Origin of the sequence: Bradyrhizobium sp. 159 (assembly GCF_023073795.1) — a bacterium.
Taxonomy (GTDB): Bacteria; Pseudomonadota; Alphaproteobacteria; order Rhizobiales; family Xanthobacteraceae; genus Bradyrhizobium.
This window is the reverse complement of record NZ_JADPKE010000085.1, coordinates 54282-75069: the sequence shown is the minus strand read 5'-3', so window position 1 is coordinate 75069 and position 20788 is coordinate 54282. Positions and strand designations below refer to the sequence as shown.

The window sequence follows — 20788 nt, the reverse complement described above, 5'->3', positions numbered from 1 at the left end:
GCATCGCGCCCGCCTTGTCAACTCGACCCAGTTAGGAACGGCTAGACGGACGGCGTGCCGGCTTTCCTGCGGTTGCGCTTGGCCAGCACGTTGAAGAATTCGACCGCCGCCGAGAACGCAATCGCAAAATAGATGTAGCCGCGCGGAATGTGGAATTGGAATCCGTCCGCGACCAGCGCGACGCCGATCAGCACCAGGAATGCCAGCGCCAGCATCTTGGTGGTCGGATGCTCCGCGACGAATCGCGACACCGGCCCCGACGAAATGTACATGATCAGGCAGGCGATCACGACGGCCGCGATCATGATCTCGATGTCCTGCGCCATGCCGATCGCGGTGATGATCGAGTCCAGCGAGAACACGACATCGATGATCACGATCTGGACGATCACCCAGAAGAAGGCGTTGCCGGCGGACTTCTCGTCGCCCTCGCCGTCATCGGCTTCGACCTCGCCGTGAATCTCGTGCGTCGCCTTGGCGATCAGGAACAGGCCGCCGGCGATCAGGATGAGATCGCGCCAGGAGAAGTCGTAACCCTTGACGGCGAACACCGGCGCGGTCAGCCCGATCAGCCAGACCAGGAGGCTGAGCAGGACGATGCGGAACAGCAGCGCCAGCGCCAGCCCGATCTGGCGGGCGCGATGCGCCTGCTTCTCCGGAATGCGCGAGACGATCACCGACAGGAAGATGACGTTGTCGATGCCGAGCACGATCTCGAGCGCCGTCAATGTCAGCAGCGCAGCCCAGGCTTCGGGACTGGTGAGGAGATCGATCATGCGAAGGATCTCACCAGTCGTATCAGGGCATCGCTGAAGCTGATCCAGAGCGCGATGGCACAAAGCACTATTGTCACGCCGGTGCCGACGCGGAAATCCATCTGCAGCACATAGAGGCCGAGCAGCGCCCAGATAGCGATCAACGACATCGTCAGCCAGCGCAGCCGCACGACGCGGACCGGATGCAGCACGTGAAACGGCACGAAGGTCAGCACCACGAGCACGGCGACCAGCAACGTCGACCAGAGCGGCGGCCAGTGCAGCAGGAACAAATAGAACGCCGCCGCATTCCACAGTGCCGGGAAGCCGCGGAAATGATTGTCGTCCGCCTTCATGCGCAGATCGGCGAAATATAATGCGCTGGTGACGATGATGGCGACGCCGAGCAAGGGAGCTGCGACCGGCAGCAACAGCCCGCTGGCCACGATCGCGTAAGCCGGCACGAAGACATAGGTGACGAAGTCGACCACGAGATCGAGCACGTCACCCGACCAGTTCGGCTGCACCTTCTTGACGTCGAGCCGGCGCGCGATCGGACCGTCGATCGCGTCGATGATCAGGGCAACGCCCAGCCACTGAAACATCGCTGCCCAGTGCTCGCGCACGGCCTCCAGCATCGCCAGCAGCGCGATCGCCGCACCGAACGCGGTGAAGATGTGGACCGAGAACGCCGCGGCGCGGATCGCGGGGCTGGGCTTCAGGGAATCCTCTTGGCTGTCCATGGCTTCTGCTACCAGAATGAGACCGATTTGCACATCCGCCATTGCGGCGCGCCGTTGCACAATTCGTCATAAAATCAGGCAAAATCAGCGGGCTTGAATTTGCCGCGGGGCGTGTCAATTGTCCTTCCATGACAGACGCATCGACACTCCATGACGCCGCCGTGATCGGCGGCGGACCGGCAGGACTTGCAGCGGCGATCGCGTTGGCGCAGGCGGGTGCGCGGACCGCGCTGGTGGCGCGCCGCGTGCCCTATGCAGACAACCGCACCACCGCACTGTTGGGGGCCTCCGTCGATCTTCTGGAGAGCCTCGGCGTCTGGTCGCACTGCAAGGAAAAGGCGGCCGCGCTCGAGGTGATGCGCCTCGTCGACGACACCGGCCGGCTTTTCCGTGCCCCGGAGGTCCGCTTCTCCTGTCACGAAATCGGTCTCGACGCGTTCGGCTACAACATCGACAATCGTTCGCTGATGCTGGCGCTCGAAGAACGCGCGGCCGAACTCCCCCACCTCGTCCGTTGCGACGACGAGGCGGAAAGCGTCTTGATCGAAGCCGACGCGGTCGCCATTCGCACGGCCGCGGCACAATTCCTCTCGGCCCGGCTCGTGGTCGGCGCCGATGGTCGGCATTCGCTATGCCGCGAGGCTGCCGGCATCGCGGTGATGCGGCGCGAGCTGACGCAAACCGCACTGACCTTCAACGTCTGCCATGCACGGCCGCATCGCAATGTCTCGACCGAGTTCCACACGCCGCACGGTCCTTGCGTGTTCGTGCCCCTGCCCGGCGATCGCTCCAGCATCGTCTGGGTCGCGGCGCCGGCGGAGGCCGAGCGGCTTCGCGGCCTGAGCGACGAGGAGTTGTCCGCCGCGATCGAGAAGCAGTCGCATTCGATTCTGGGACGCATGACGGTCGAGCCCGGCCGCAACCTGTTCCCGCTGGCGATCGAGCGTCCAAGATCCTTCGGCCGTGACCGTATCGCGCTCGTCGGAGAAGCGGCCCATGTGGTTCCCCCGATCGGCGCCCAGGGCCTTAATCTCGGCCTGCGCGATGCCGCCGACATCGCCCGGGTCGCGGGCGAGGCCCTCGCAGCGGGCCGGGATCCGGGCGCGAGCGACGTGCTCAAGCGCTACGACCGGGCGCGGCGTCCGGACGTCTTGAGCCGGACCTTTGCGATCGACATCGCCAACCGCTCCCTGCTCAACGATTTCCTGCCGCTGCAGCCGGTCCGCGCCGTTGGCATGCGCCTGCTCGGCGCCATCGGCCCGCTCCGTCGCTTTGCGATGCGCGAGGGCCTGGCGCCGACATGGCGAAGGTAAGCCGCCTCACGGGAGCGCCAGCCGGCCGCTCTGGATCGCCCACATCACGCTGGTCAGCGTGACCACCGATGCGAAGGTGCCGAGCAGTACCGCAACGGAGGCGGATTCGATCCAGGCATCGTTCTGCCGAGCGATCACGAACACGTTCAGGGCCGGTGGCAGTGAAGCCATCAGTACAGCGGTCGCGGCCCAGGGCTGCGCAAACGGACCGAACGCCAGCATCAGGCCGAATGCCGTGAGCGGATGGATCAGGAGCTTGACCGCGATCACGCCCGGCACCTCCCAAGGCACGCGGTCGAATGGGCGCAGCGCCACGGTCACGCCGAGCACGAACAGCGCGGTCGGCGCAGCTGCGTTCTGGAGGAAGGTGATGGTGCGGTCGAGCGCAACCGGCAGCTCGATATGCAGCGCTGCAACCGCTGCACCAAAACAGGCCGACATGATCAGCGGGTTGAGCACGATCTGCTTCAGCACGACGCCGAAGGCGTGGACGAGCGAGGGATGGTCGCGGTCGGACAACTCGATCAAGAGCGGCACGATCGTGAACAGGAAGATGCTGTCGCAGCAGAAGATCAGCGCGGTTGGCGCCGATGCCTTCGGCCCAAGCACTGCGAGCGCCAGGCCCGGCCCCATATAACCGATATTGCCGTAGCCGCCGGAGAGGCCCGCAAGCGTCGCCTCGCGCAGCGTCAGCCGGCCGAGAACCTTGCCGGCGACCAGCGCGAGCGTGAACGCCGCAACCGTCGCCAGCGTGGTCGCGATCAGGAACGGTGGATTATTCAGCTCCGCAAACGGCGTCTTCGACATGATCGCGAACAGCAGCGCTGGCAGCGAGACGTAAAGCAGGAAGAAGTTCATCCAGGCGAGGCCCGATTCCGGCAGGGACTTGGCCTTGCCGCACGCGAATCCGACGAAGATCAAGCCGAAATAAGGCAGAGCCAGATTGAGGATATTGAGCATTGATGAAGTGTTTTCTGAAGACTTGGGAGCTACCCGTCCCTGACGCGAAGGTTAATTCCGGTGACGCCACTAGCATCGGCCACAATCCTGGTCTATCGACGGGGGATGATTAAAGCGCGGACCGCCAAATTCCAGATCGGACAGGTCGTGCGCCACCGGATCTTCTCGTTCCGGGGCGTGATCTTCGACATCGATCCGGAATTCAACAACACCGAGGAGTGGTGGCTCTCGATTCCCGAGGAGGTGCGGCCCCACAAGGACCAGCCGTTCTATCACCTGCTCGCGGAGAACGCGGAATCGGAATACGTCGCCTATGTCTCGGAGCAGAATCTGTTGCCCGACGATTCCGGCGAGCCGGTCCGGCATTCACAGGTTGCCGAGATCTTCATCAAGGACAAAGCCGGCGGCTATCGCCCGCGCAATCCGTCGCTGAACTGAAATTCGCCGCCAGCAAGCGGCCCGCAAAAAAGGCGCTCAAACCGAGCGCCTTTTTCGTGTTTGGGATGTGGTCCCGATTACTTCTGACCAGCCGCAGCTGTGCCGGGAGGCATGCCCTGCTGCTCGAGCTTCTTGCGCTGCTCCTCCGCCTTCTTCTGAAGCTCTTCCTGAAGCTTCTTCTGGGTTTCCTCGAACACCTTCGGGTCGGTCGGCGGACCGTCATAGGCCTTCTGGAATTCGCCGGCGAGCGGCAGCGGCAGGGTCAGCGGCGCGCCGTTGGCATTGATCGCCTGGACAACGAGGTTCTGGCCCTTCTTCATGCTGTTGATGAGCTCGGGCGTGGCCTCGTAATCGGACATGCAGCCGTTCTGGAAGCAGATCACGTAGGGCTGCTGCAGCGGCGCGTTGCTGTCCACGATGATGCGGGTGCCGTGCACGAGCTGCATGCCGAGCGGCAGCGTTACACGCAGAATCTTCTTGGGTTCGCCTTCGGGCTCGATGATCACGGCGGCGATGACCGGCTGGCCCGACTCGATGCGGCCGTCCTTGCCGGTGAAGCAGACCTGCTTGGCGTTGGCGTCCTGGCCCTTCAGGCAGAACTTGGTCCAGGGGGCATAGATCAGCTGGATCTGCTGATCGGCCGGCTGGGCTGCGCCCTGCTGCTGGCCGCCCTGCGCCGGAGCCTGCTGGGCCTGCGGTGAGGCCGCCGGCGCCGGAGCCTTGGGGGCAGCCTTCGGCGCCGCTTTCGGGGCCGGAGTCGCCTTGGGCGCGGGCGCGCCAGGAGCTGGTGCGGGAGCTTGGGCCTCAGCGGCAAACGGAACGGCCAACGCCGTCGCCGTCAACAGGGCGAGAAGTCGCCCGCGCGGCCGGACGGACGCGGCCAAGTAACGGAAATTCATTGCGGAAAACCCTTTCTGAACGGGAAGTGCCCGAACCGCTCCGAAGCGCCGAACCTGGCCGCCTTGGGCGCGGCTCTCTTCCCGTCAATTGAGGCGGATAAGTGACGGGCTCGGCGCTCTTGCGCGATTGACCGCCTTCTTAACGTGGCCGACGAAAAGATCAATGCCGACAGCCATCTTTGGCCACACCCACAGCTGCGCCCAGGGGAAATTCCCTGTGATAGGATTCAGGCCTGCCGGTCCTCGAATCAACGTGTGCCGATGTTCATGTTCCAGCGCCTCTTCGAGGGCCCCGGACTCCGCCTTTGCCGTCTCGCCCCGGCCCTCGTTTTGGCCCTCTCCGTCGGATTGTCGGCAGGCGGCGCGTGTGCCGAGGAAGCCCATGCCATTGCCATGCACGGCAAGCCGGCGATACCTGCCGATTTCACCCACATGCCCTACGTCAATCCGGATGCCCCCAAAGGCGGACGCATGACGTGGGGCGTTCTCGGCACCTTCGACAGCCTCAATCCTTTCATCGTGAAGGGGTTGGCCGTGCAGCAGGTGCGGAGCTACGTGGTCGAGAGCCTGCTCGCGCGCGGCCAGGACGAGCCGTTCACGCTTTATGGCCTGCTCGCCAGGACCGTCGAAACCAACGACGACAGGACCTTTGTCACGTTCCACCTCGATCCGCGCGCCCACTTCTCCGACGGCAAACCCGTGCTGGCTGAAGACGTGCTGTTCTCCTGGCAACTCCTGCGCGACCACGGCCGTCCCAATCACCGGCAATATTACGCCAAGGTCGCAAAGGCCGAGGCGCCCGACCCCCTCACCGTCCGCTTCGACCTCTCTGGCGCCAATGACCGCGAGTTGCCACTGATCCTCGGCCTGATGCCAATCCTGCCCAAGCATGCGGTGGACCTCGCCAGCTTCGAGGAGACAACGCTGACGGGCCCGATCGGCTCGGGCCCCTATCGCGTCACGGCGGTGAGGCCCGGCGCCAGCGTGACGCTGACCCGCAATCCCGACTATTGGGGCCGTGATTTGCCGATCAATCGCGGGTTCTACAATTTCGACGAGATCAGGCTCGACTATTTTCGCGAGGCCAACGGCCAGTTCGAGGCCTTCAAGCGCGGCCTCTATGATTTCCGTGTCGAGCACGAGCCGCTGCGCTGGCACGACGGCTATGATTTTCCCGCTGCACGAAGCGGTGAAGTGATCCGCGATACCGTCAAGCCGGGGGTGCCGCAGCCTTCCGAATTCCTGGTGTTCAACACCCGCCGACCGATCTTCGCCGACATCCGCGTACGCAAGGCGCTGACGCTGCTGTTCGATTTCGAGTTGGTCAACCGCAATTATTTCTTCGGCCTCTATTCGCGCGTCGCCGGCTATTTCGCCGGCTCGGAACTATCGGCCTACGGCCGGCCTGCGGATGCGCGTGAGCGTGAGCTGCTGAAACCCTTCGCCGCCGGGATCCCGCCCGACATCATGGACGGCAGCTACCGCCTGCCGGTCACCGACGGCTCGGGTCGCGACCGCGCGACACTGCGCGCCGCGCTGAAACTGTTGTCGGAGGCCGGCTACGATCTCGACGGAACTGTGCTGCGCAACCGCGCGACCAAGGCGCCCTTCACCTTCGAGATCATGGTCACAACCCGCGACCAGGAGCGCATCGCGCTCGCCTTCCAGCGCGACCTCAAGCGCGCCGGCATCGAGCCGACCGTGCGCTCGGTCGATCCCGTGCAGTTCGATCAGCGCCGACTCGCTTACGAGTTCGACATGATCCAGAACCGCTGGGACCAGTCGCTGTCGCCCGGCAACGAGCAGTATTTCTATTGGGGCAGCGCTGCCGCCGACAATCCGGGGACCCGCAACTACATGGGCGCCAGGGATCCCGCCGTCGATGCCATGATCGCCGCTCTGCTGGAGGCCCGTGAACATGCGGATTTCGTCTCGGCGGTGCGCGCGCTCGACCGCGCCTTGGTCGCGGGCTTCTACACAATCCCCTTGTTTAACGTATCCGAGCAATGGATCGCGCGCTGGAATCGGATAGAACGGCCGAAGGCCACTTCGCTGTCCGGCTATCTGCCGGAGACCTGGTGGTCGAAGGGGCAGCCGGAAGCCCATCAAGCAAAGTGACGCCGTGAACCAGCCAGCAATATCGCCGACGCTCGACACGCTGTTTCAGCGCACGCTGACCCGGCAGCCGCACGCGCCGGCTCTGCTCGATCCCCTCAACAAGACGCACGTGACCGGGCACCAGCCGCGGCGGATGAGCTACGCCGAGGCCGATACGGCGATCGAGGCGCTGTCGGCGCATTTCGTCGAATCCGGCCTGCCGGCCAATTCCGTCATCGCGATCCAGCTGCCCAACACGGTCGAATTCGTGCTGACGGTGCTCGCCGCCCACCGCGCGGGCCTCGTCGTCGCCGTGCTGCCGCTGCTGTGGCGGCATGCGGAACTGACCGCCGCGCTCAACCGCACCGCGGCGCGCGCCATCGTCACCATGAGCACGGTCGATGGCGTCAGCTATGCCGACCTGGCGATGCAAGCAGCGGCAGAAGCATTCTCGATCCGTCACGTCTGCGGCTTCGGCACCGATCTGCCCGAGGGCATGGCTTCGCTCGACGACGTGCTGGCCCGCCCGCCCGGCAGCACGCGCACCGTGATCCAGGACGGCCGCAAGGCGGCGATGATCTCTTTCGACGTCACCGCGGAAGGTTTTCGCCCGGTGCCGCGGCCGCATTTCAGCCTGATCGCCGGTGGCCTCGCGATGTCGCTCGAGGCCGACGTCAAGCAGGGCGCGACCGTGATGGCGGCGTTCGCGCCGATGTCGTTCGCGGGGCTAGCCTCTTCGCTGGCGGTCTGGCTGCTCTCGGGCGGCACGCTGGCGCTGCATCATCCCTTCGAGAGCGAGGTGCTGGAGCAGCAGATCAACCAGCACAAATGCGAGGTGCTGATCGCGCCTGCCCAGCTCGCGCTACGCCTCGGCGATTCCGATCTCGCCGCGCGGATGCCGACCTTGCGCAACGTCATCGGCCTCTGGCGCGCGCCCGAGCAGGTCGCCGCAAGCGATGCCTGGATAGCGCCGCATGCGCGGCTGACGGATGTCTATCTGTTCGGCGAGGCTGGCCTGTTCGGCGCCCGCCGCGGCGAGGACGGCATGCCTGTCGCGGTGATGCCGGGGCCGCACGGCGCCCCGCGCGAGCAGTCCGGCTCCTCCATCGCGGGCGAGATCCTGCTGACCCCGAAGGGCACGCTCGGCCTGCGCGGGCCGATGGTGCCGATCGCAGCCTACGCGCCGCCGCAGCCGGTCGGCGACACGCTGGTCGCGCAGCCGCCGCGCGACTATGTCGATACCGGCTATGCCGCGCGGCTCGACCGTCCGAGCGGCGCAATCTGCATCACCGCGCCGCCCTCCGGCATCATGGCCGTCGGCGGCTACCGCTTCCTCTCCAACGATCTCCAAGAATGGGCTCGCCGCCTCGGTCAGGGTGCCCTGCTCACCGCCCTGCCCGACCGCCTCTCCGGCCATCGGCTGGCAGGCCGGGCCCACGACAATGCCCGCGCCCGCGAGGCGCTCAGCGAGCTCGGGCTCAACCCCCTGATGGTCGAGGCTTTTCGTGACCGCTCGGGGCAGGTCTAGGCCCAGTTCCACCCGTTCCGTTGACGCTGCATTAAGGCAGCCAAACTAGATTGTGCGGCATCTGTCGCGTGATCAGAGTTTGCAATGTCCCAGGCGGGCCCGATCCTGTTTGTGTCCAATGCCGAACGGCCGCCCTTCATTGCGGCGCTGGACGAGGCCCGGCTCTTTCCCGTGGTCGACACCGACTGGGCCAGCGCCGCACGCGCGGTCGAGCAGGTGCAGCCGGCCGCCGTTCTCGCGGCGATGCATGCCGGACACGAGCCGCACATGGCTCCGCTCGCGAAGAAGATTGCGAGCCAGTCACCCTACCTTCCCTTCGTAGCCATGGATGCCGCGGGCACGCTGCCGCACAACGCCCTGCCCTTCGCCTCACGCGGCGGCAATCCCGACCGCCTGATCGCGCGGCTCCGCGCCGCGCTGCGTGTGCGCACCCTTCACGCCACCGTGCTGCGCCGGCTGCCGGAAGCGACGGTCCCGTTGCCCGCGGCCGATCCCGCACGCGATGCCACCGTGCTCCTGATCGGCCGCGGCGCGGCCTATCCTGCGCTGTCGGTCGCGCTCGGCGAACGCATCGGCGTCATCGGCGCGCTCTCGATCGAAGCCGCCGCCAAGCATCTCAACACCCGCGACCTCGATGGCGTCGTGCTCGCCGAAGGCTTTACGGCGCGCGTCACCGATGCCTTCCTGACGGTGCTCGCCGAGGACACCCGCTTCCGTAGCCTGCCCGTCGTCGTCACCGCACACCAGCTCGCGCAAAGTTACGATCTGCCCAATCTCGAGCTGATCTCCGGCGAGCCGGTGAAGGTCGCCGCCAATGCACTGCCACTGATCCGCCAGCATGCGATGGAAGCACAGCTGAGCCGCACGCTGCGCTCGATCGATGCCGGCGGCTGGATCGATCCACGCAGCGGCCTACTCACCGTGGAAGCCTTCGCCCGAGATTTTGCCAAGGCGGTCGAACAGACCTTGGCCCGCGGCGGCGGCCTCTCTGTTGCCCGTTTCGCCTTCGATCCCAATAATCCCCGTGCCCAGCTCGATGCCGCGCGGATCCTCAGTCGCCTGATGCGGCAGATGGATTTTGGCGCGGCGCAGAAGGACGGTTCGGTGATCGTGGTGTTCGCAGAGACCGACTTCCGCACCGCCCATATGATCGCGCGTCGTCTGTCGGCGGTGATGCGGCACACCGCGAACGGCAAGCACGAGATGCGCAGCGATCCCGTGGTCAGCGTGGATTCGCTGTCGGCATCGGATACGGCGCGCTCGCTCCTTGGGCGGCTCTCCGCCGATGCGTCGCGGGCGGCGTCGTAGTTTTTAGCGAGCGCCTTCAACAAGCACCATCATTGCGAGCCAACGCGTCCGCGCGAAGCGCGGCCCGATGACAGGCTCCGCGAAGCAATCCAAGGCTCTCTCCACGGAACGATTCTGGATTGCTTCGTCGCAAGGGCTCCTCGCAATGACGCGGAGAGGCCGGAGGTTCACGCCGCCTTCCTGCTCTGCGCGAGCTGCGCCAGCTGGCGCATGATCTCCGTGGTGCCGGCGAGACGCTCTTCGGGCGTCTCCCAGTCCTGGAGGAACACCACCTTCATGTCGGGCCGCACCTTCGCGGCCTGGCCGTGGCTGCGGATGAACGTCACCAGGCGATCGGGATAGGCGAAGGAATTGTCGCGGAAGGCGATGACGGCGCCCTTGGGACCTGCATCGATCTTCTCGACATTGGCCCGGCGGCAGAACGCCTTGATCGCGGCGACCTTGAACAGATAGCGGACCTCGTCGGGCAAGACGCCGAAGCGGTCGCGCATCTCGGCGCCAAAATTCTCGATCTCCTCCTCGGTGTCGAGATCGGCGAGGCGCCGATACAGGGACAGCCGCACCGAGAGGTCGTTGACATAGTCCTCCGGAATGAGCACGGGCATGCCGATCGTGATCGATGGCGACCAGCGGTCGGCGGCGGGTTCGGAGACGCCGGCCTTGAGGTTGACGATCGCCTCCTCCAGCATCGATTGATAGAGCTCGAAGCCGACCTCCTTGATGTGGCCGGACTGCTCCTCGCCGAGCAAGTTTCCGGCGCCGCGGATGTCGAGATCGTGCGAGGCAAGCTGGAAGCCTGCGCCGAGGGTCTCCAGCGATTGCAGCACGGTGAGCCGGCGCTCGGCCTGCGCGGTGATCTTCTGCTGCGCCGGCAGCGTGAACAGCGCGTACGCCCGCAGCTTGGAGCGGCCGACGCGGCCACGGAGCTGGTAGAGCTGGGCCAGACCAAACATGTCCGCGCGGTGCACGATCAGCGTGTTGGCGTTGGGGATATCGAGGCCGGATTCCACGATCGTGGTCGACAGCAGGATGTCGAACTTGCCGTCGTAGAATGCCGTCATGATGTCCTCGATCACGGCGGGCGGCATCTGGCCGTGCGCGACCGCGACCTTCATCTCCGGCACGTTCTTGTCGAGGAAATCCTTGACCTCGGCGAGGTCGTCGATGCGCGGCACCACGTAGAACGCCTGGCCGCCGCGATAACGCTCGCGCAACAGCGCCTCGCGGATCATCAAGGGATCGTGCGGGGCGACGAAGGTGCGGACCGCGAGCCGATCGACCGGGGGCGAGGCGATGATCGAGAGTTCGCGCACGCCGGTGAGCGCCAATTGCAGCGTGCGCGGAATCGGGGTCGCCGATAACGTCAGCACGTGCACCTCGGCCCGAAGCGCCTTCAGCCGCTCCTTGTGGCTGACACCGAAATGCTGCTCCTCGTCGACGATGAGCAGGCCGAGGTCGCGAAATTTGATCGCCTTGCCGAGCAGCGCATGGGTGCCGACGACGATGTCGACGGAGCCGTCGGCGAGGCCCTTCTTGACCTGGTTAAGCTGCTTGGTCGGGACGAGGCGTGAGGCCTGCGCCACGTTGACCGGAAAACCCTTGAACCGCTCGGAGAAAGTCTTGTGGTGCTGACGGGCGAGCAGCGTGGTCGGCACCACGACCGCGACCTGCTTGCCGTCGAGTGCCACGGCGAAGGCCGCGCGCAGCGCCACCTCGGTCTTGCCGAAGCCGACGTCGCCGCAGATCAGGCGATCCATCGGGCGGCCCTTTTCGAGGTCCTTCAGGGTGGACTCGATCGCGCCCAGCTGGTCCTCGGTCTCGTCATAGGGAAAGCGCGCGCAGAACTCGTCGTAGAGGCCCTGCTGCACCGGCAGCTTCGGCGCCTCGTGCAGCATGCGTTCGGCCGCGATCTTGATCAGCTCGCCAGCGATCTCGCGGATGCGGTTCTTCAGCTTGGCCTTGCGAGTCTGCCAGCCCGAACCGCCGAGGCGGTCGAGCTCGACGGTGGTCTGGTCGGAGCCGTAGCGCGACAACAGCTCGATGTTCTCGACAGGGAGGAACAGCTTGGTCTCGGCGGCATAATGCAGCTCGAGACAGTCGTGCGGCGCGCCCGCGACGTCGAGGGTCTGCAGGCCGATAAAGCGGCCGATGCCGTGATCGACGTGGACGACGATGTCGCCGGCGGCGAGGCTCGTCACTTCCGAGATGAAATTGTCGAGCTTGCGGCTCGCCTTGCGCGGCCGCACCAGACGGTCGCCGAGGATGTCCTGCTCGCTGATCAGTGCGATCTCGTCGGTCTCGAAGCCGCTTTCGAGGCCGAGCACGGCGAGCATGGTCTCGTTTCGCGGCGTCGCCTGCACCGTCCGCCAGCTGTTGACGCTGGTTGTGTGGGCCAGCTTGTGGTCGCGCAGCATCGAGGTCATGCGGTCGCGCGAGCCTTCGGTCCACAGCGCGATCACGACCTTCTTGCGCTGGGCCTGCAAGGCCATCACATGCGCGACGACGGACTCGAACACATTGACGGTGGTGTCATTGCGTTCCGGCGCGAAGTCGCGGCCCTTGCGCGCGCCGGCATCGACGACACTCGTGCCGTCGGTCGGCACGGAGAACGGCGTCAGCCGCGCCACCGGGACGTCGCCGAGGCGTTTGCCCCACTCCTCCTCGGTCAGATAGAGCCGGTCGGGTGGCAGCGGCTTGTAGATGGCGCCGCCACCGGGATGCTCCAGCGCCTCGCGTCTGGCCTCGTAATAGTCGAGGACCTGCTTGAAGCGCTCGCGGACGGCATCCTCGGCCTGCGGCTCGATCGCGACCGCCGCGCCTTGCAGATAGTCGAACAGCGTGTCCATCCGGTCCTGGAACAGCGGAAGCCAGTGCTCCATGCCGGGATGGCGGCGGCCTTCACTGACCGCCTCGTACAGCGCGTCGTCGCGCTCGGGCGCGCCGAACTCGGCGACATAGCCCATGCGGAAACGGCGGATGGTATCGGTGACGAGCTGAAATTCCGAGATTGGCACGAGGTCGAGCGCGCGCATGTCGAGCAGCGTGCGCTGGGTCTCGGCGTCGAACGAGCGGATCGATTCCAGGCTGTCGCCGAAGAAGTCGAAGCGCACGGGCTGGTCGAGGCCGGCCGGAAACAGGTCCAGGATGCCGCCGCGCACGGCGTATTCACCAGGCTCGCGCACGGTCGAGGAGCGGTTGTAGCCGTTGTGCTCGAGCCAGGCGACGATGGTGTCCATCGGCACCACGTTGCCTGGCGCAACCGACAGCGCCTGCGCCGCGACGAGGTCGCGCGCAGGCACGCGCTGCACCACGGCGTTCACCGTGGTCAGCACGATCAGCGGCTTGTCGCTGCCGGCGAGCGCAGCCAGCCGCGCCAGCGTTGTCAGGCGTTGCGCCAAAATGCCGCCATGCGGCGAGACGCGGTCATAGGGCTGACAGTCCCAGGCCGGGAAGGTCAGCACCGGCAGATCGGGCGCGAAGAATTGCAGTGCCCGTTCGAGCTGCTGCATGCGCGGACCGTCGCGGCAGACCACCGCAAGGCTGACCGCCGGCTTCTTCGGCCGCGCCGCGATGGCACGGGCGAGATCGGAGACGACGAGGCCTTCGGCGCCCTCGGCGACATTGGCAAGCGTCAGCGCGCGGCCGGGCGTCAGCAGCTCGGCCGGTGATTTCATGCCCTGCTTCATGCGTCGCCGTCCGCGATCGGGAATGCCTTGATGCGGGCAAACAGCGCGCCGGGGACATCGGCCGGAAGCACCTTGTCGCCGGTGACCGCGGCATAGAGATCGGGATCGTTGACCTCGAGCAAGCGCTCGAGCTCGATCAATTCAGGCTCGGACAAATTGCCGATCTCGGCATCCGCAAAGCGGCCGAGGATCAGGTCCATCTCGCGCGTGCCGCGGTGCCAGCAGCGGAACAGAAGCCGCTTGCGGCGGTCGTCGAGCCCGCTGCTCGATCGTGTCGTTCCCGTCATGTCTCAAATCCAGTCAAACGCAGAAAGCCCGGACGTGCCGGGCGGGGTGGATATAGCCACTCGGACCGGCCGTGTCAGCCCTTTGTTGTTGCAATTGTTTGTGGTCGTCATTGCCGGGCTTGACCCGGCAATCCATCCTCTTGAATAGATGGATGCGCGGGTTGAGCCCGCGTGACGATTGTTGCGAGAATGCGCCCCAGTCTGCTCAATCCGCTGTTTGCTCCCGTGACCAGCCTGCCCGGCGTCGGTCCGAAGCAAGACAAGCTGTTGCAGTACCTGCTCAGCCGCAACGAGACGCCGCGGCTGGTCGATCTGCTGCTGCACCTGCCGAGCCACGTCATCGACCGCCGGACCCGGCCAAAAATCCGCGACGCCGTCCAGGGAACCATGGTGACGCTGGAGGTCACCGTCGACCGCCATCGCCCGCCCCCGCCGCGCAACGCGCGCGCGCCCTATCTCGTCTACGCCAGCGACGACACCGGAGAGGTCGTGCTGACCTTCTTCCGCGCCAAGCCCGGCTATGTCGAAAAGCTGCTGCCGGTAGGCGAGAAGCGCTACGTCTCCGGCACGCTGCAGATGTATGACGGCATCCCGCAGATCGTGCATCCCGATCGCGTGCTCGACGAAGAGGCGATTGCAAAGCTCTCTGGCATCGATCCGGTGTATCCGCTGACCGAGGGCCTCGCGCTCGGCTCGCTGCGCCGCGCGATCGCGCAGGCCCTTCAAAAGCTGCCAGCCCTGCCGGAGTGGATCAGTCCGGAGGTGATGCGCCGCTGCAATTTTCCTCCGGTTACCGAGGCGCTCACGCGCGTGCACCAGCCGGTCGAGCTCACCGACGTCCTGCCGGACCAGCCGTTCTGGTCGCGTCTCGCCTTCGACGAACTGCTCGCCGGCCAGCTCGCACTCGCCCTGATCCGCGCGCAATTGCGCCGCCCCGCCGGCGTGCGCAATGCCGGCGACGGGCACCTGCGCAACAACATCATCGACGCCCTGCCCTACGCGCTCACGCCGTCGCAGCGCAGCGCTGCTGCGGCCATCGCCGAGGACCTGAAACAGCCCGTGCGCATGCTGCGCCTGCTCCAGGGCGACGTCGGATCCGGCAAGACCGTAGTGGCGCTGTTAGCTGCCACCGCGGTCGCCGAGGTCGGCAAGCAGGCCGCGCTGATGGCCCCGACCGAGATCCTGGCGCGCCAGCACATCAAGACCATCGCCCCGCTCGCCGAGCGCGCCGGCATGCGGGTTGCGATCCTCACCGGCCGCGAAAAGGGCAAGGAGCGTCGGGAGTTGTTGGCGCAGCTTGAAGCCGGCGAGATCAACCTCCTCGTCGGCACGCATGCGCTGATCCAGGACGATGTCATCTTCAAGGACCTCGCGCTCGCCATCGTCGACGAGCAGCACCGCTTTGGCGTGCGCGAACGCCTCGCGCTGACCTCGAAGGGCGAATCCGTCGATGTGCTGGTGCTGAGTGCAACGCCGATCCCGCGCACGCTGGTGCTGACCTATTTCGGCGACATGGACATCTCCGAGCTGCGCGAAAAGCCAGCCGGCCGCCAGCCAATCGACACCCGCGCGGTGCCGATGAGCCGAATCGAGGAGGTCATGGACGGCATCGGCCGCGCGCTCCAATCCGGCAAGCTGGTCTACTGGATCTGCCCGCTGGTCGAGGAATCCGAGGCCGAGGGCACCGAGCACCTGACCAACGCGACGAAGCGTTTCCAAAGCCTGCAAAAACGCTTCGGTGAGCGCGTCGGCCTCGTCCACGGCCAGATGAAGGGCACCGAGAAGGACCGCGTTATGGGCAAGTTCGCCGCCCACGAGATCGGGCTTCTGGTCGCGACCACCGTGGTCGAAGTCGGCGTCGACGTGCCGGCCGCGACCATCATGGTAGTCGAGAACGCCGAACGATTTGGTCTTGCCCAATTGCATCAGCTGCGCGGCCGGATCGGGCGCGGCTCGGAAGCCTCGACCTGCCTGCTGCTGTATTCGGAGCCGCTCGGCGAGATGTCGAAGGCGCGGCTGAAGGTGATCCGCGAAACCACCGACGGCTTCCGCATCGCCGAGGAAGATTTAAAGCTGCGCGGCGAAGGCGACGTGCTGGGCGTGCGCCAGAGCGGCCTGCCCGGCTATCGCATCGCGCGTTCGGAAGTCCATGGCCAGCTCATCACCCAGGCGCGCGACGAGGCGCTGCGCATCCTGAAGGACGATCCGAAGCTGAAGGGCGAGCGCGGCGAAGCGTTGCGGTGCCTGCTGTATCTGTATGAGCGGGACGAGGCGATTCCGCTGATCGGAGCGGGCTGAGCTACAGCCGGGACGCCTCCTCCCCGTCATTGCGAGCGCAGCGAAGCAATCCAGAATCTTGCCGCGGAGGGACTCTGGATTGCTTCGCTGCGCTCGCAATGACGGCGTGGACACAGACCTGCGCATCTCAACCAATCGTCTCGCGGGAGCGAAGGATGCGGCCGCCTCGGTCTTGGCCAAGAGTGCTATCTTTCGTTGCGAGCGTTTTCGTGAAAACCTTCGGCCATGCGCCGGATCATCGTCGTTGGCTCCCAGGGAAGCGGAAAAACAAGCCTGTCCCGAAATCTCGGGCAGAAGCTCGATCTGCCGGTGGTCCATCTCGACGTGCTCTACTGGCGGTCGGGCTGGAAGCCATCCGACAAGGCAAACTTTCGCTCGCGCGTCGCTGAGGCAATCGCGGGCGATGCGTGGGTCGTCGACGGCAGCTTCTCGGGGCTGGCCTTCGATCTCACGCTCGCGCGCGCCGATACGCTGGTCGTTATCGACCGTCCGCGCTGGCTTTGCCAATGGCGCATTCTCTGGCGCTCGGCTTTCGATCGCGCTACCGCACGGCCCGATTTGCCCGAGGGATGTCCGGAACAGTTCGACTGGAAACTGATGAAAGAGGCGTGGCGCTACAACACGGAGCGCGTGCCCGCCATCGAGGCCGAGCGCATTCAATATGGCCCTGATGTCCCGGTCGTGCGCCTGAGACGCGACCGGGATATCCAGGGTTTTCTGGAATCCGTTTCAGCGCACGGCGAGTGAATGATTGTGGTGACGTGAGATCAGGCGATCAGGATTTCTTCTGCGCGATGCGCGCGGCGAACGACTTCAACAGCTCCGCATCCGCCGCCTCGCCCTTCGCGTCCTCCGCGAGATGCTCGAACCACCGCGCAAAACCCTCGTAGATCTGGCTGGCCGGATGATCGGGGCCGAGGAATCCGGAAATCTCCCGCATTTCCGCGACCCAGCGATAGGCTTTCGGGATCATGTCGGGCAGCGCGATCTCGAGCCGAGCCAGGATCGCGGGTTGGCTGAGCGCGAGCTCGTCGCGCAGCGCCTCGGCCGCGCCCGCTTTCGTTGCCGCGATTACCATGGCCGAGCCGATGCCGGCGAGACCCTTGACGATCCCGGCGTAGGACATCTTGAGCGCAGAGGCTGCGCCGACCGGGCCTTCAACGATCCGCACGTCGAGACCAAGGTCGTTCAGAACGGCGACGTCCTTGGCGTACTCGCCGGACATGTAGAAGGCCGGGCTCTTGCCCCCCGGCTGCGGCGGAAAGCCGATGATGCCGGCATCGACGAATGGCGCCTGCGCCGAGCCGATGATCTCCGCGATCCTTTGCACGGTGTCGACATTGACGGCGTTGCAGTCGACCACAACCGGCTTCTTCTCGCGCCGGACGATCAGCGCGGCCAGCCGTTCAGCCAGCGCCACTGCTTCGCCCGGAGGCACGATCGAGAGGATGATATCGGCTTCAGCAAGCGCGTCGTCCTCGGCGCCGACCATGCCAGCGTCCGCCGCGCGCTTCAGGGTGGCTTCACTTCGCCCTTTCAGGGACGTCAGCACGCGTGCGCCATTCTCGCCGAGGCGGCGAGCCACGGCACTGCCCATGGCACCGGGCGCGAGGATCGCAATGGTTTTGGACATCATGCACTCCAGGTCGAATTCCGAACGATACGCTCAGTCGACCGGACAGTAGCAGAGGACGCGAACGCCCGCGTGAATGTGGCCATCCCGCGCGGGAATGGCCCTACTCCACTTTCGCAGGCTGGAGCGCAGACGCATTCGCGATGCGTGCGGCGTTGGCGACGCCCGCGAGCGCGGCGGCCTTCTTCGGATCTGGCGCCGAGCCCGGCTGAACCACGCCGGCCGACATGATCAGCGTGGCCGCGTCCTCAGCGGTGAGATCGACCTCGATGATCTTGCTTTTGGGGACATAGAAGAAGAAGCCGGTGGTCGGATTCGGCGAGCACGGCAGGAATACCGAGACGTGTTCCTCCTGTCCGGGCAGGTTGCGCGCAATGTCTTCGTTCGGCGATTGCGAGATCAGCACGATCGACCACATGCCGGGCGAAGGAAACTCGACCAGGCCCACTTTCCGGAAGCTCGAGCCCTTGCCCGAGAACAATGTCTCGAACACCTGCTTGAGGCCGCGGTAGATGGCGCGCACGGCCGGGATCCGGCCGAGAAAGGTCTCGCCGACGTCGACCAGCGTCCGGCCGATCAGGTTGGCCGCGAGGAAACCGACCAGCGTCAGCGTGAAAAACGCGACAACCAGTCCCCAGCCCGGAATGACGTAGGGCAGATATGTTTCAGGCCGATAGGCCAGCGGCACGAACGGCCGCACCACGCCATCGACCCAGGTCACGAACCACCAGACCAGGTAGAGCGTGATCGCGATAGGCCCCGTCACGACGAGGCCGGTCAGAAAATAATTGCGGAAACGGCCGATCAGGCCGGTATGTGGTTCCGGAATGGGATCAGGTGGCGCAGGCGCGTCGTCGCGGGGGGTCATTAGGGTTCCAGATGGGTCGCAGCACACAAGCTAGGGGCTTCTAGCAGGTTTGGGAAGACTGCGACCAACCGATATCCCTTGTGCCTATTCCACGGTCACCGATTTTGCGAGGTTGCGCGGCTGGTCCACGTCGGTGCCCATCACCACGGCCGTGTGATAGGCGAGCAGCTGCACCGGAACGGCATAGACCATCGGCGTGAACGCCGCCGCCATGTCAGGCATGACGATGGTGACGAGAGAATCGACGGTCGCCTCCGCCGCGCCCTTGGCGTCGGTCATCAGAATGATTTTGCCGCCGCGGGCGGCGACCTCCTGCATGTTTGAGACAGTCTTTTCGAACACCTGGTCATACGGCGCGATGACGACGACGGGCATGGCTTCGTCGATCAGCGCGATGGGTCCGTGCTTCAGCTCGCCGGCAGCGTAGCCTTCGGCGTGGATGTAGGATATTTCCTTCAGCTTCAGCGCGCCTTCGAGCGCCAGCGGAAAACTGGTACCGCGGCCGAGATAGAGCACGTCGCGCGACTTTGCGATCTCGCGCGCCAGACGCTCGATCTCCACCTCGGTGGTGAGCGCATCCGACATCAAGCGCGGGATCTCGACGAGGCCATGGACGAGCTTGGTCTCGTCCTCGTCGGACAATTCACCGCGAGCCTTGCCGGCCGCAATGGCAAGGTTTGCCAGCACCATCAACTGGCAGGTGAAGGCTTTGGTCGAGGCGACGCCGATCTCGGGACCGGCGAGCGTTTGCAGCACGGTCTCGCTCTCGCGCGCGATCGTCGAGGTCGCCACGTTGACGACGGCGACCGTGTGCACGCCCGCGGCCTTGGCGTAGCGCAGCGCCGCCAGCGTGTCGGCAGTCTCGCCGGATTGCGAGATGAAGATGGCGAGATCACCCTTGCGCAGGGGCGCTTCGCGGTAGCGGAATTCGGAGGCGACGTCCACCTCGACCGGCACGCGCGCAAAACGCTCGAACCAGTACTTTGCAACGTAGCCGGCATAGCTCGCGGTGCCGCAGGCCGTGATGTTGATGCGCTGGATCGTCTTGAAGTCGAACGGCAGCTTGACCGGCAGCGCGACGTGCTCGGTTGCCATGTCGACATAGCGCGCGAGGGTATGGCCAACCACTTCGGGCTGCTCGTGGATCTCCTTCGCCATGAAGTGGCGGTAATTGGCCTTGTCGACCAGCGAGGTCGAGGCCGCGTGCCTGATCTTGTCGCGCTGGACGGGGTGACCGTCCTTGTCGAAGATATCAGCGCTCTTGCGTGTGAGCACGACCCAGTCGCCGTCTTCGAGATAGCTGATCGTCTCGGTGAAGGGGCCGAGCGCGATGGCATCGGAGCCGAGATACATCTCGCCGTCGCCATAGCCGATCGCAAGCGGCGGGCCGTTGCGGGCGCCGATCATGAGGTCGTCGTCGCCAGCGAAGATGAAGCCGAGGGCGAAGGCGCCGCGTAAGCGCGCCAGCGTCAGCTTGACCGCTTCGACCGGCTTGTTGCCGCGCGCGAGCAGATCGTCGACGAGGTGCACCACGATCTCGGTGTCGGTCTCGGTGTGGAATACCGTACCCTTCGTCTCGAGCTCCTCGCGCAGCTCGCGGAAATTCTCGATGATGCCGTTGTGGACCACGGCGACGCGTTCGGTCGCGTGCGGATGCGCGTTGTTGACGGTCGGCTTGCCATGGGTGGCCCAGCGGGTATGACCGATGCCGGTGGTACCCTGCAACGGCTCCGCCTCGAGCCGCTTCTCCAGGTTCTTCAGCTTGCCCTCGGCGCGGCGGCGCTCCAGGTGCTTGCCTTCGAGTGTGGCGACGCCCGCGGAATCATAGCCGCGATATTCGAGACGTTTGAGCGAATCCACCAATTGCTCCGCAACCGGTTCGCGCCCGAGAATGCCGACAATCCCGCACATGCGGATCACTATCCCCCAAATCGCCGAAAAATCGCCTAAACGACGCGGTTGGTTTTAGCGAAAC

The 20788-nt window shown here is 65.5% G+C and carries 16 protein-coding genes; 7 read left to right on the top strand and 9 right to left on the bottom strand.

The genetic code is table 11. The annotated features are described in order from the left end of the window. Positions 1 to 41 precede the first annotated feature (41 nt). Together IVA96_RS23520 and pcsA are read right to left on the bottom strand one after the other, a co-directional pair. The gene (locus tag IVA96_RS23520; RefSeq protein ID WP_247275651.1) at positions 42 to 776 is read right to left on the bottom strand and encodes a TerC family protein; all 735 of its coding nucleotides are present in this window, start codon (positions 774 to 776) and stop codon (positions 42 to 44) included. After that, the gene (pcsA, locus tag IVA96_RS23515) at positions 773 to 1540 is read right to left on the bottom strand and encodes a phosphatidylcholine synthase (protein WP_247275652.1); all 768 of its coding nucleotides are present in this window, start codon (positions 1538 to 1540) and stop codon (positions 773 to 775) included. Before pcsA ends, IVA96_RS23520 begins: the two co-directional genes overlap by 4 nt. Before the next feature lie 86 nt (positions 1541 to 1626). Between pcsA and IVA96_RS23510 the strand changes: the two genes are divergently transcribed. Beyond that, positions 1627 to 2811 (top strand): UbiH/UbiF family hydroxylase, encoded by a 1185-nt coding sequence (locus tag IVA96_RS23510; RefSeq protein WP_247275653.1) that lies wholly within the window; start codon positions 1627 to 1629, stop codon positions 2809 to 2811. 6 nt (positions 2812 to 2817) lie between these two features. Here the strand turns inward: IVA96_RS23510 and IVA96_RS23505 are convergent, their stop codons facing one another. Beyond that, entirely contained in the window at positions 2818 to 3771 is a 954-nt protein-coding gene (locus IVA96_RS23505) for an AEC family transporter (protein ID WP_247275654.1), read from the bottom strand. A gap of 105 nt (positions 3772 to 3876) precedes the next feature. Here IVA96_RS23505 and hspQ point away from each other — a divergent pair, with 105 nt between their 5' ends. Further along, positions 3877 to 4209 (top strand): heat shock protein HspQ, encoded by a 333-nt coding sequence (gene hspQ / locus IVA96_RS23500; protein ID WP_008564941.1) that lies wholly within the window; start codon positions 3877 to 3879, stop codon positions 4207 to 4209. 77 nt (positions 4210 to 4286) lie between these two features. Here the strand turns inward: hspQ and IVA96_RS23495 are convergent, their stop codons facing one another. Next, positions 4287 to 5108 carry an invasion associated locus B family protein gene (locus IVA96_RS23495; RefSeq protein ID WP_247275655.1) on the bottom strand — a complete coding sequence of 274 codons (822 nt, stop codon included), beginning with the start codon at positions 5106 to 5108 and terminating at the stop codon, positions 4287 to 4289. A 261-nt stretch (positions 5109 to 5369) separates the two neighbouring features. On the opposite strand from IVA96_RS23495, the gene IVA96_RS23490 reads away from it, so the two are divergent. From IVA96_RS23490 to IVA96_RS23480, 3 genes are all read left to right on the top strand, one after another. Then, positions 5370 to 7226: an extracellular solute-binding protein gene (locus IVA96_RS23490; protein ID WP_247419707.1), complete on the top strand. Its 1857-nt coding sequence runs from the start codon at positions 5370 to 5372 to the stop codon at positions 7224 to 7226. Between the two features lie 4 nt (positions 7227 to 7230). Continuing rightward, the gene (locus IVA96_RS23485) at positions 7231 to 8733 is read left to right on the top strand and encodes a class I adenylate-forming enzyme family protein (protein WP_247419464.1); all 1503 of its coding nucleotides are present in this window, start codon (positions 7231 to 7233) and stop codon (positions 8731 to 8733) included. Between the two features lie 84 nt (positions 8734 to 8817). Then, entirely contained in the window at positions 8818 to 10041 is a 1224-nt protein-coding gene (locus tag IVA96_RS23480) for a GGDEF domain-containing protein (RefSeq protein ID WP_247419463.1), read from the top strand. Between the two features lie 167 nt (positions 10042 to 10208). Here the strand turns inward: IVA96_RS23480 and mfd are convergent, their stop codons facing one another. Both mfd and IVA96_RS23470 read right to left on the bottom strand, forming a co-directional pair. Then, a complete protein-coding gene (gene mfd, locus IVA96_RS23475; RefSeq protein ID WP_247419462.1) occupies positions 10209 to 13727 on the bottom strand; it encodes a transcription-repair coupling factor in 3519 nt (1172 codons plus the stop codon). Continuing rightward, positions 13724 to 14014, bottom strand: coding sequence for a succinate dehydrogenase assembly factor 2 (locus IVA96_RS23470; protein WP_247275659.1), 291 nt, complete (start codon positions 14012 to 14014; stop codon positions 13724 to 13726). The genes mfd and IVA96_RS23470 overlap by 4 nt, the downstream gene beginning before the upstream one ends. 189 nt (positions 14015 to 14203) lie before the next feature. Here IVA96_RS23470 and recG point away from each other — a divergent pair, with 189 nt between their 5' ends. Continuing rightward, positions 14204 to 16312: an ATP-dependent DNA helicase RecG gene (recG, locus tag IVA96_RS23465; protein ID WP_247419460.1), complete on the top strand. Its 2109-nt coding sequence runs from the start codon at positions 14204 to 14206 to the stop codon at positions 16310 to 16312. 225 nt (positions 16313 to 16537) lie between these two features. After that, a complete protein-coding gene (locus tag IVA96_RS23460) occupies positions 16538 to 17059 on the top strand; it encodes an AAA family ATPase (RefSeq protein ID WP_247419458.1) in 522 nt (173 codons plus the stop codon). Positions 17060 to 17087: 28 nt separating this feature from the next. On the opposite strand, the gene IVA96_RS23455 is transcribed toward IVA96_RS23460, so the two are convergent. From IVA96_RS23455 to glmS, 3 genes are all read right to left on the bottom strand, one after another. Next, entirely contained in the window at positions 17088 to 17945 is an 858-nt protein-coding gene (locus tag IVA96_RS23455; protein ID WP_247419455.1) for an NAD(P)-dependent oxidoreductase, read from the bottom strand. A 103-nt stretch (positions 17946 to 18048) separates the two neighbouring features. After that, positions 18049 to 18813 carry a DUF502 domain-containing protein gene (locus IVA96_RS23450; RefSeq protein WP_247275662.1) on the bottom strand — a complete coding sequence of 255 codons (765 nt, stop codon included), beginning with the start codon at positions 18811 to 18813 and terminating at the stop codon, positions 18049 to 18051. An 84-nt stretch (positions 18814 to 18897) separates the two neighbouring features. Next, positions 18898 to 20724, bottom strand: a complete 1827-nt coding sequence (gene glmS, locus IVA96_RS23445) for a glutamine--fructose-6-phosphate transaminase (isomerizing) (protein ID WP_247419454.1) — start codon at positions 20722 to 20724, stop codon at positions 18898 to 18900. Between the last annotated feature and the right edge of the window lie 64 nt (positions 20725 to 20788).

Bases quoted from the DNA above. Each gene is read 5' to 3' on its own strand.
- IVA96_RS23520 (WP_247275651.1), bottom strand. From the start codon at position 776: ATGATCGATCTCCTCACCAGTCCCGAAGCCTGGGCTGCGCTGCTGACA.
- pcsA (WP_247275652.1), bottom strand. From the start codon at position 1,540: ATGGCGGATGTGCAAATCGGTCTCATTCTGGTAGCAGAAGCCATGGAC.
- IVA96_RS23510 (WP_247275653.1), top strand. From the start codon at position 1,627: ATGACAGACGCATCGACACTCCATGACGCCGCCGTGATCGGCGGCGGA.
- IVA96_RS23505 (WP_247275654.1), bottom strand. From the start codon at position 3,771: ATGCTCAATATCCTCAATCTGGCTCTGCCTTATTTCGGCTTGATCTTC.
- hspQ (WP_008564941.1), top strand. From the start codon at position 3,877: ATGATTAAAGCGCGGACCGCCAAATTCCAGATCGGACAGGTCGTGCGC.
- IVA96_RS23495 (WP_247275655.1), bottom strand. From the start codon at position 5,108: ATGAATTTCCGTTACTTGGCCGCGTCCGTCCGGCCGCGCGGGCGACTT.
- IVA96_RS23490 (WP_247419707.1), top strand. From the start codon at position 5,370: ATGTTCATGTTCCAGCGCCTCTTCGAGGGCCCCGGACTCCGCCTTTGC.
- IVA96_RS23480 (WP_247419463.1), top strand. From the start codon at position 8,818: ATGTCCCAGGCGGGCCCGATCCTGTTTGTGTCCAATGCCGAACGGCCG.
- mfd (WP_247419462.1), bottom strand. From the start codon at position 13,727: ATGAAGCAGGGCATGAAATCACCGGCCGAGCTGCTGACGCCCGGCCGC.
- IVA96_RS23470 (WP_247275659.1), bottom strand. From the start codon at position 14,014: ATGACGGGAACGACACGATCGAGCAGCGGGCTCGACGACCGCCGCAAG.
- recG (WP_247419460.1), top strand. From the start codon at position 14,204: ATGCGCCCCAGTCTGCTCAATCCGCTGTTTGCTCCCGTGACCAGCCTG.
- IVA96_RS23460 (WP_247419458.1), top strand. From the start codon at position 16,538: ATGCGCCGGATCATCGTCGTTGGCTCCCAGGGAAGCGGAAAAACAAGC.
- IVA96_RS23455 (WP_247419455.1), bottom strand. From the start codon at position 17,945: ATGTCCAAAACCATTGCGATCCTCGCGCCCGGTGCCATGGGCAGTGCC.
- IVA96_RS23450 (WP_247275662.1), bottom strand. From the start codon at position 18,813: ATGACCCCCCGCGACGACGCGCCTGCGCCACCTGATCCCATTCCGGAA.
- glmS (WP_247419454.1), bottom strand. From the start codon at position 20,724: ATGTGCGGGATTGTCGGCATTCTCGGGCGCGAACCGGTTGCGGAGCAA.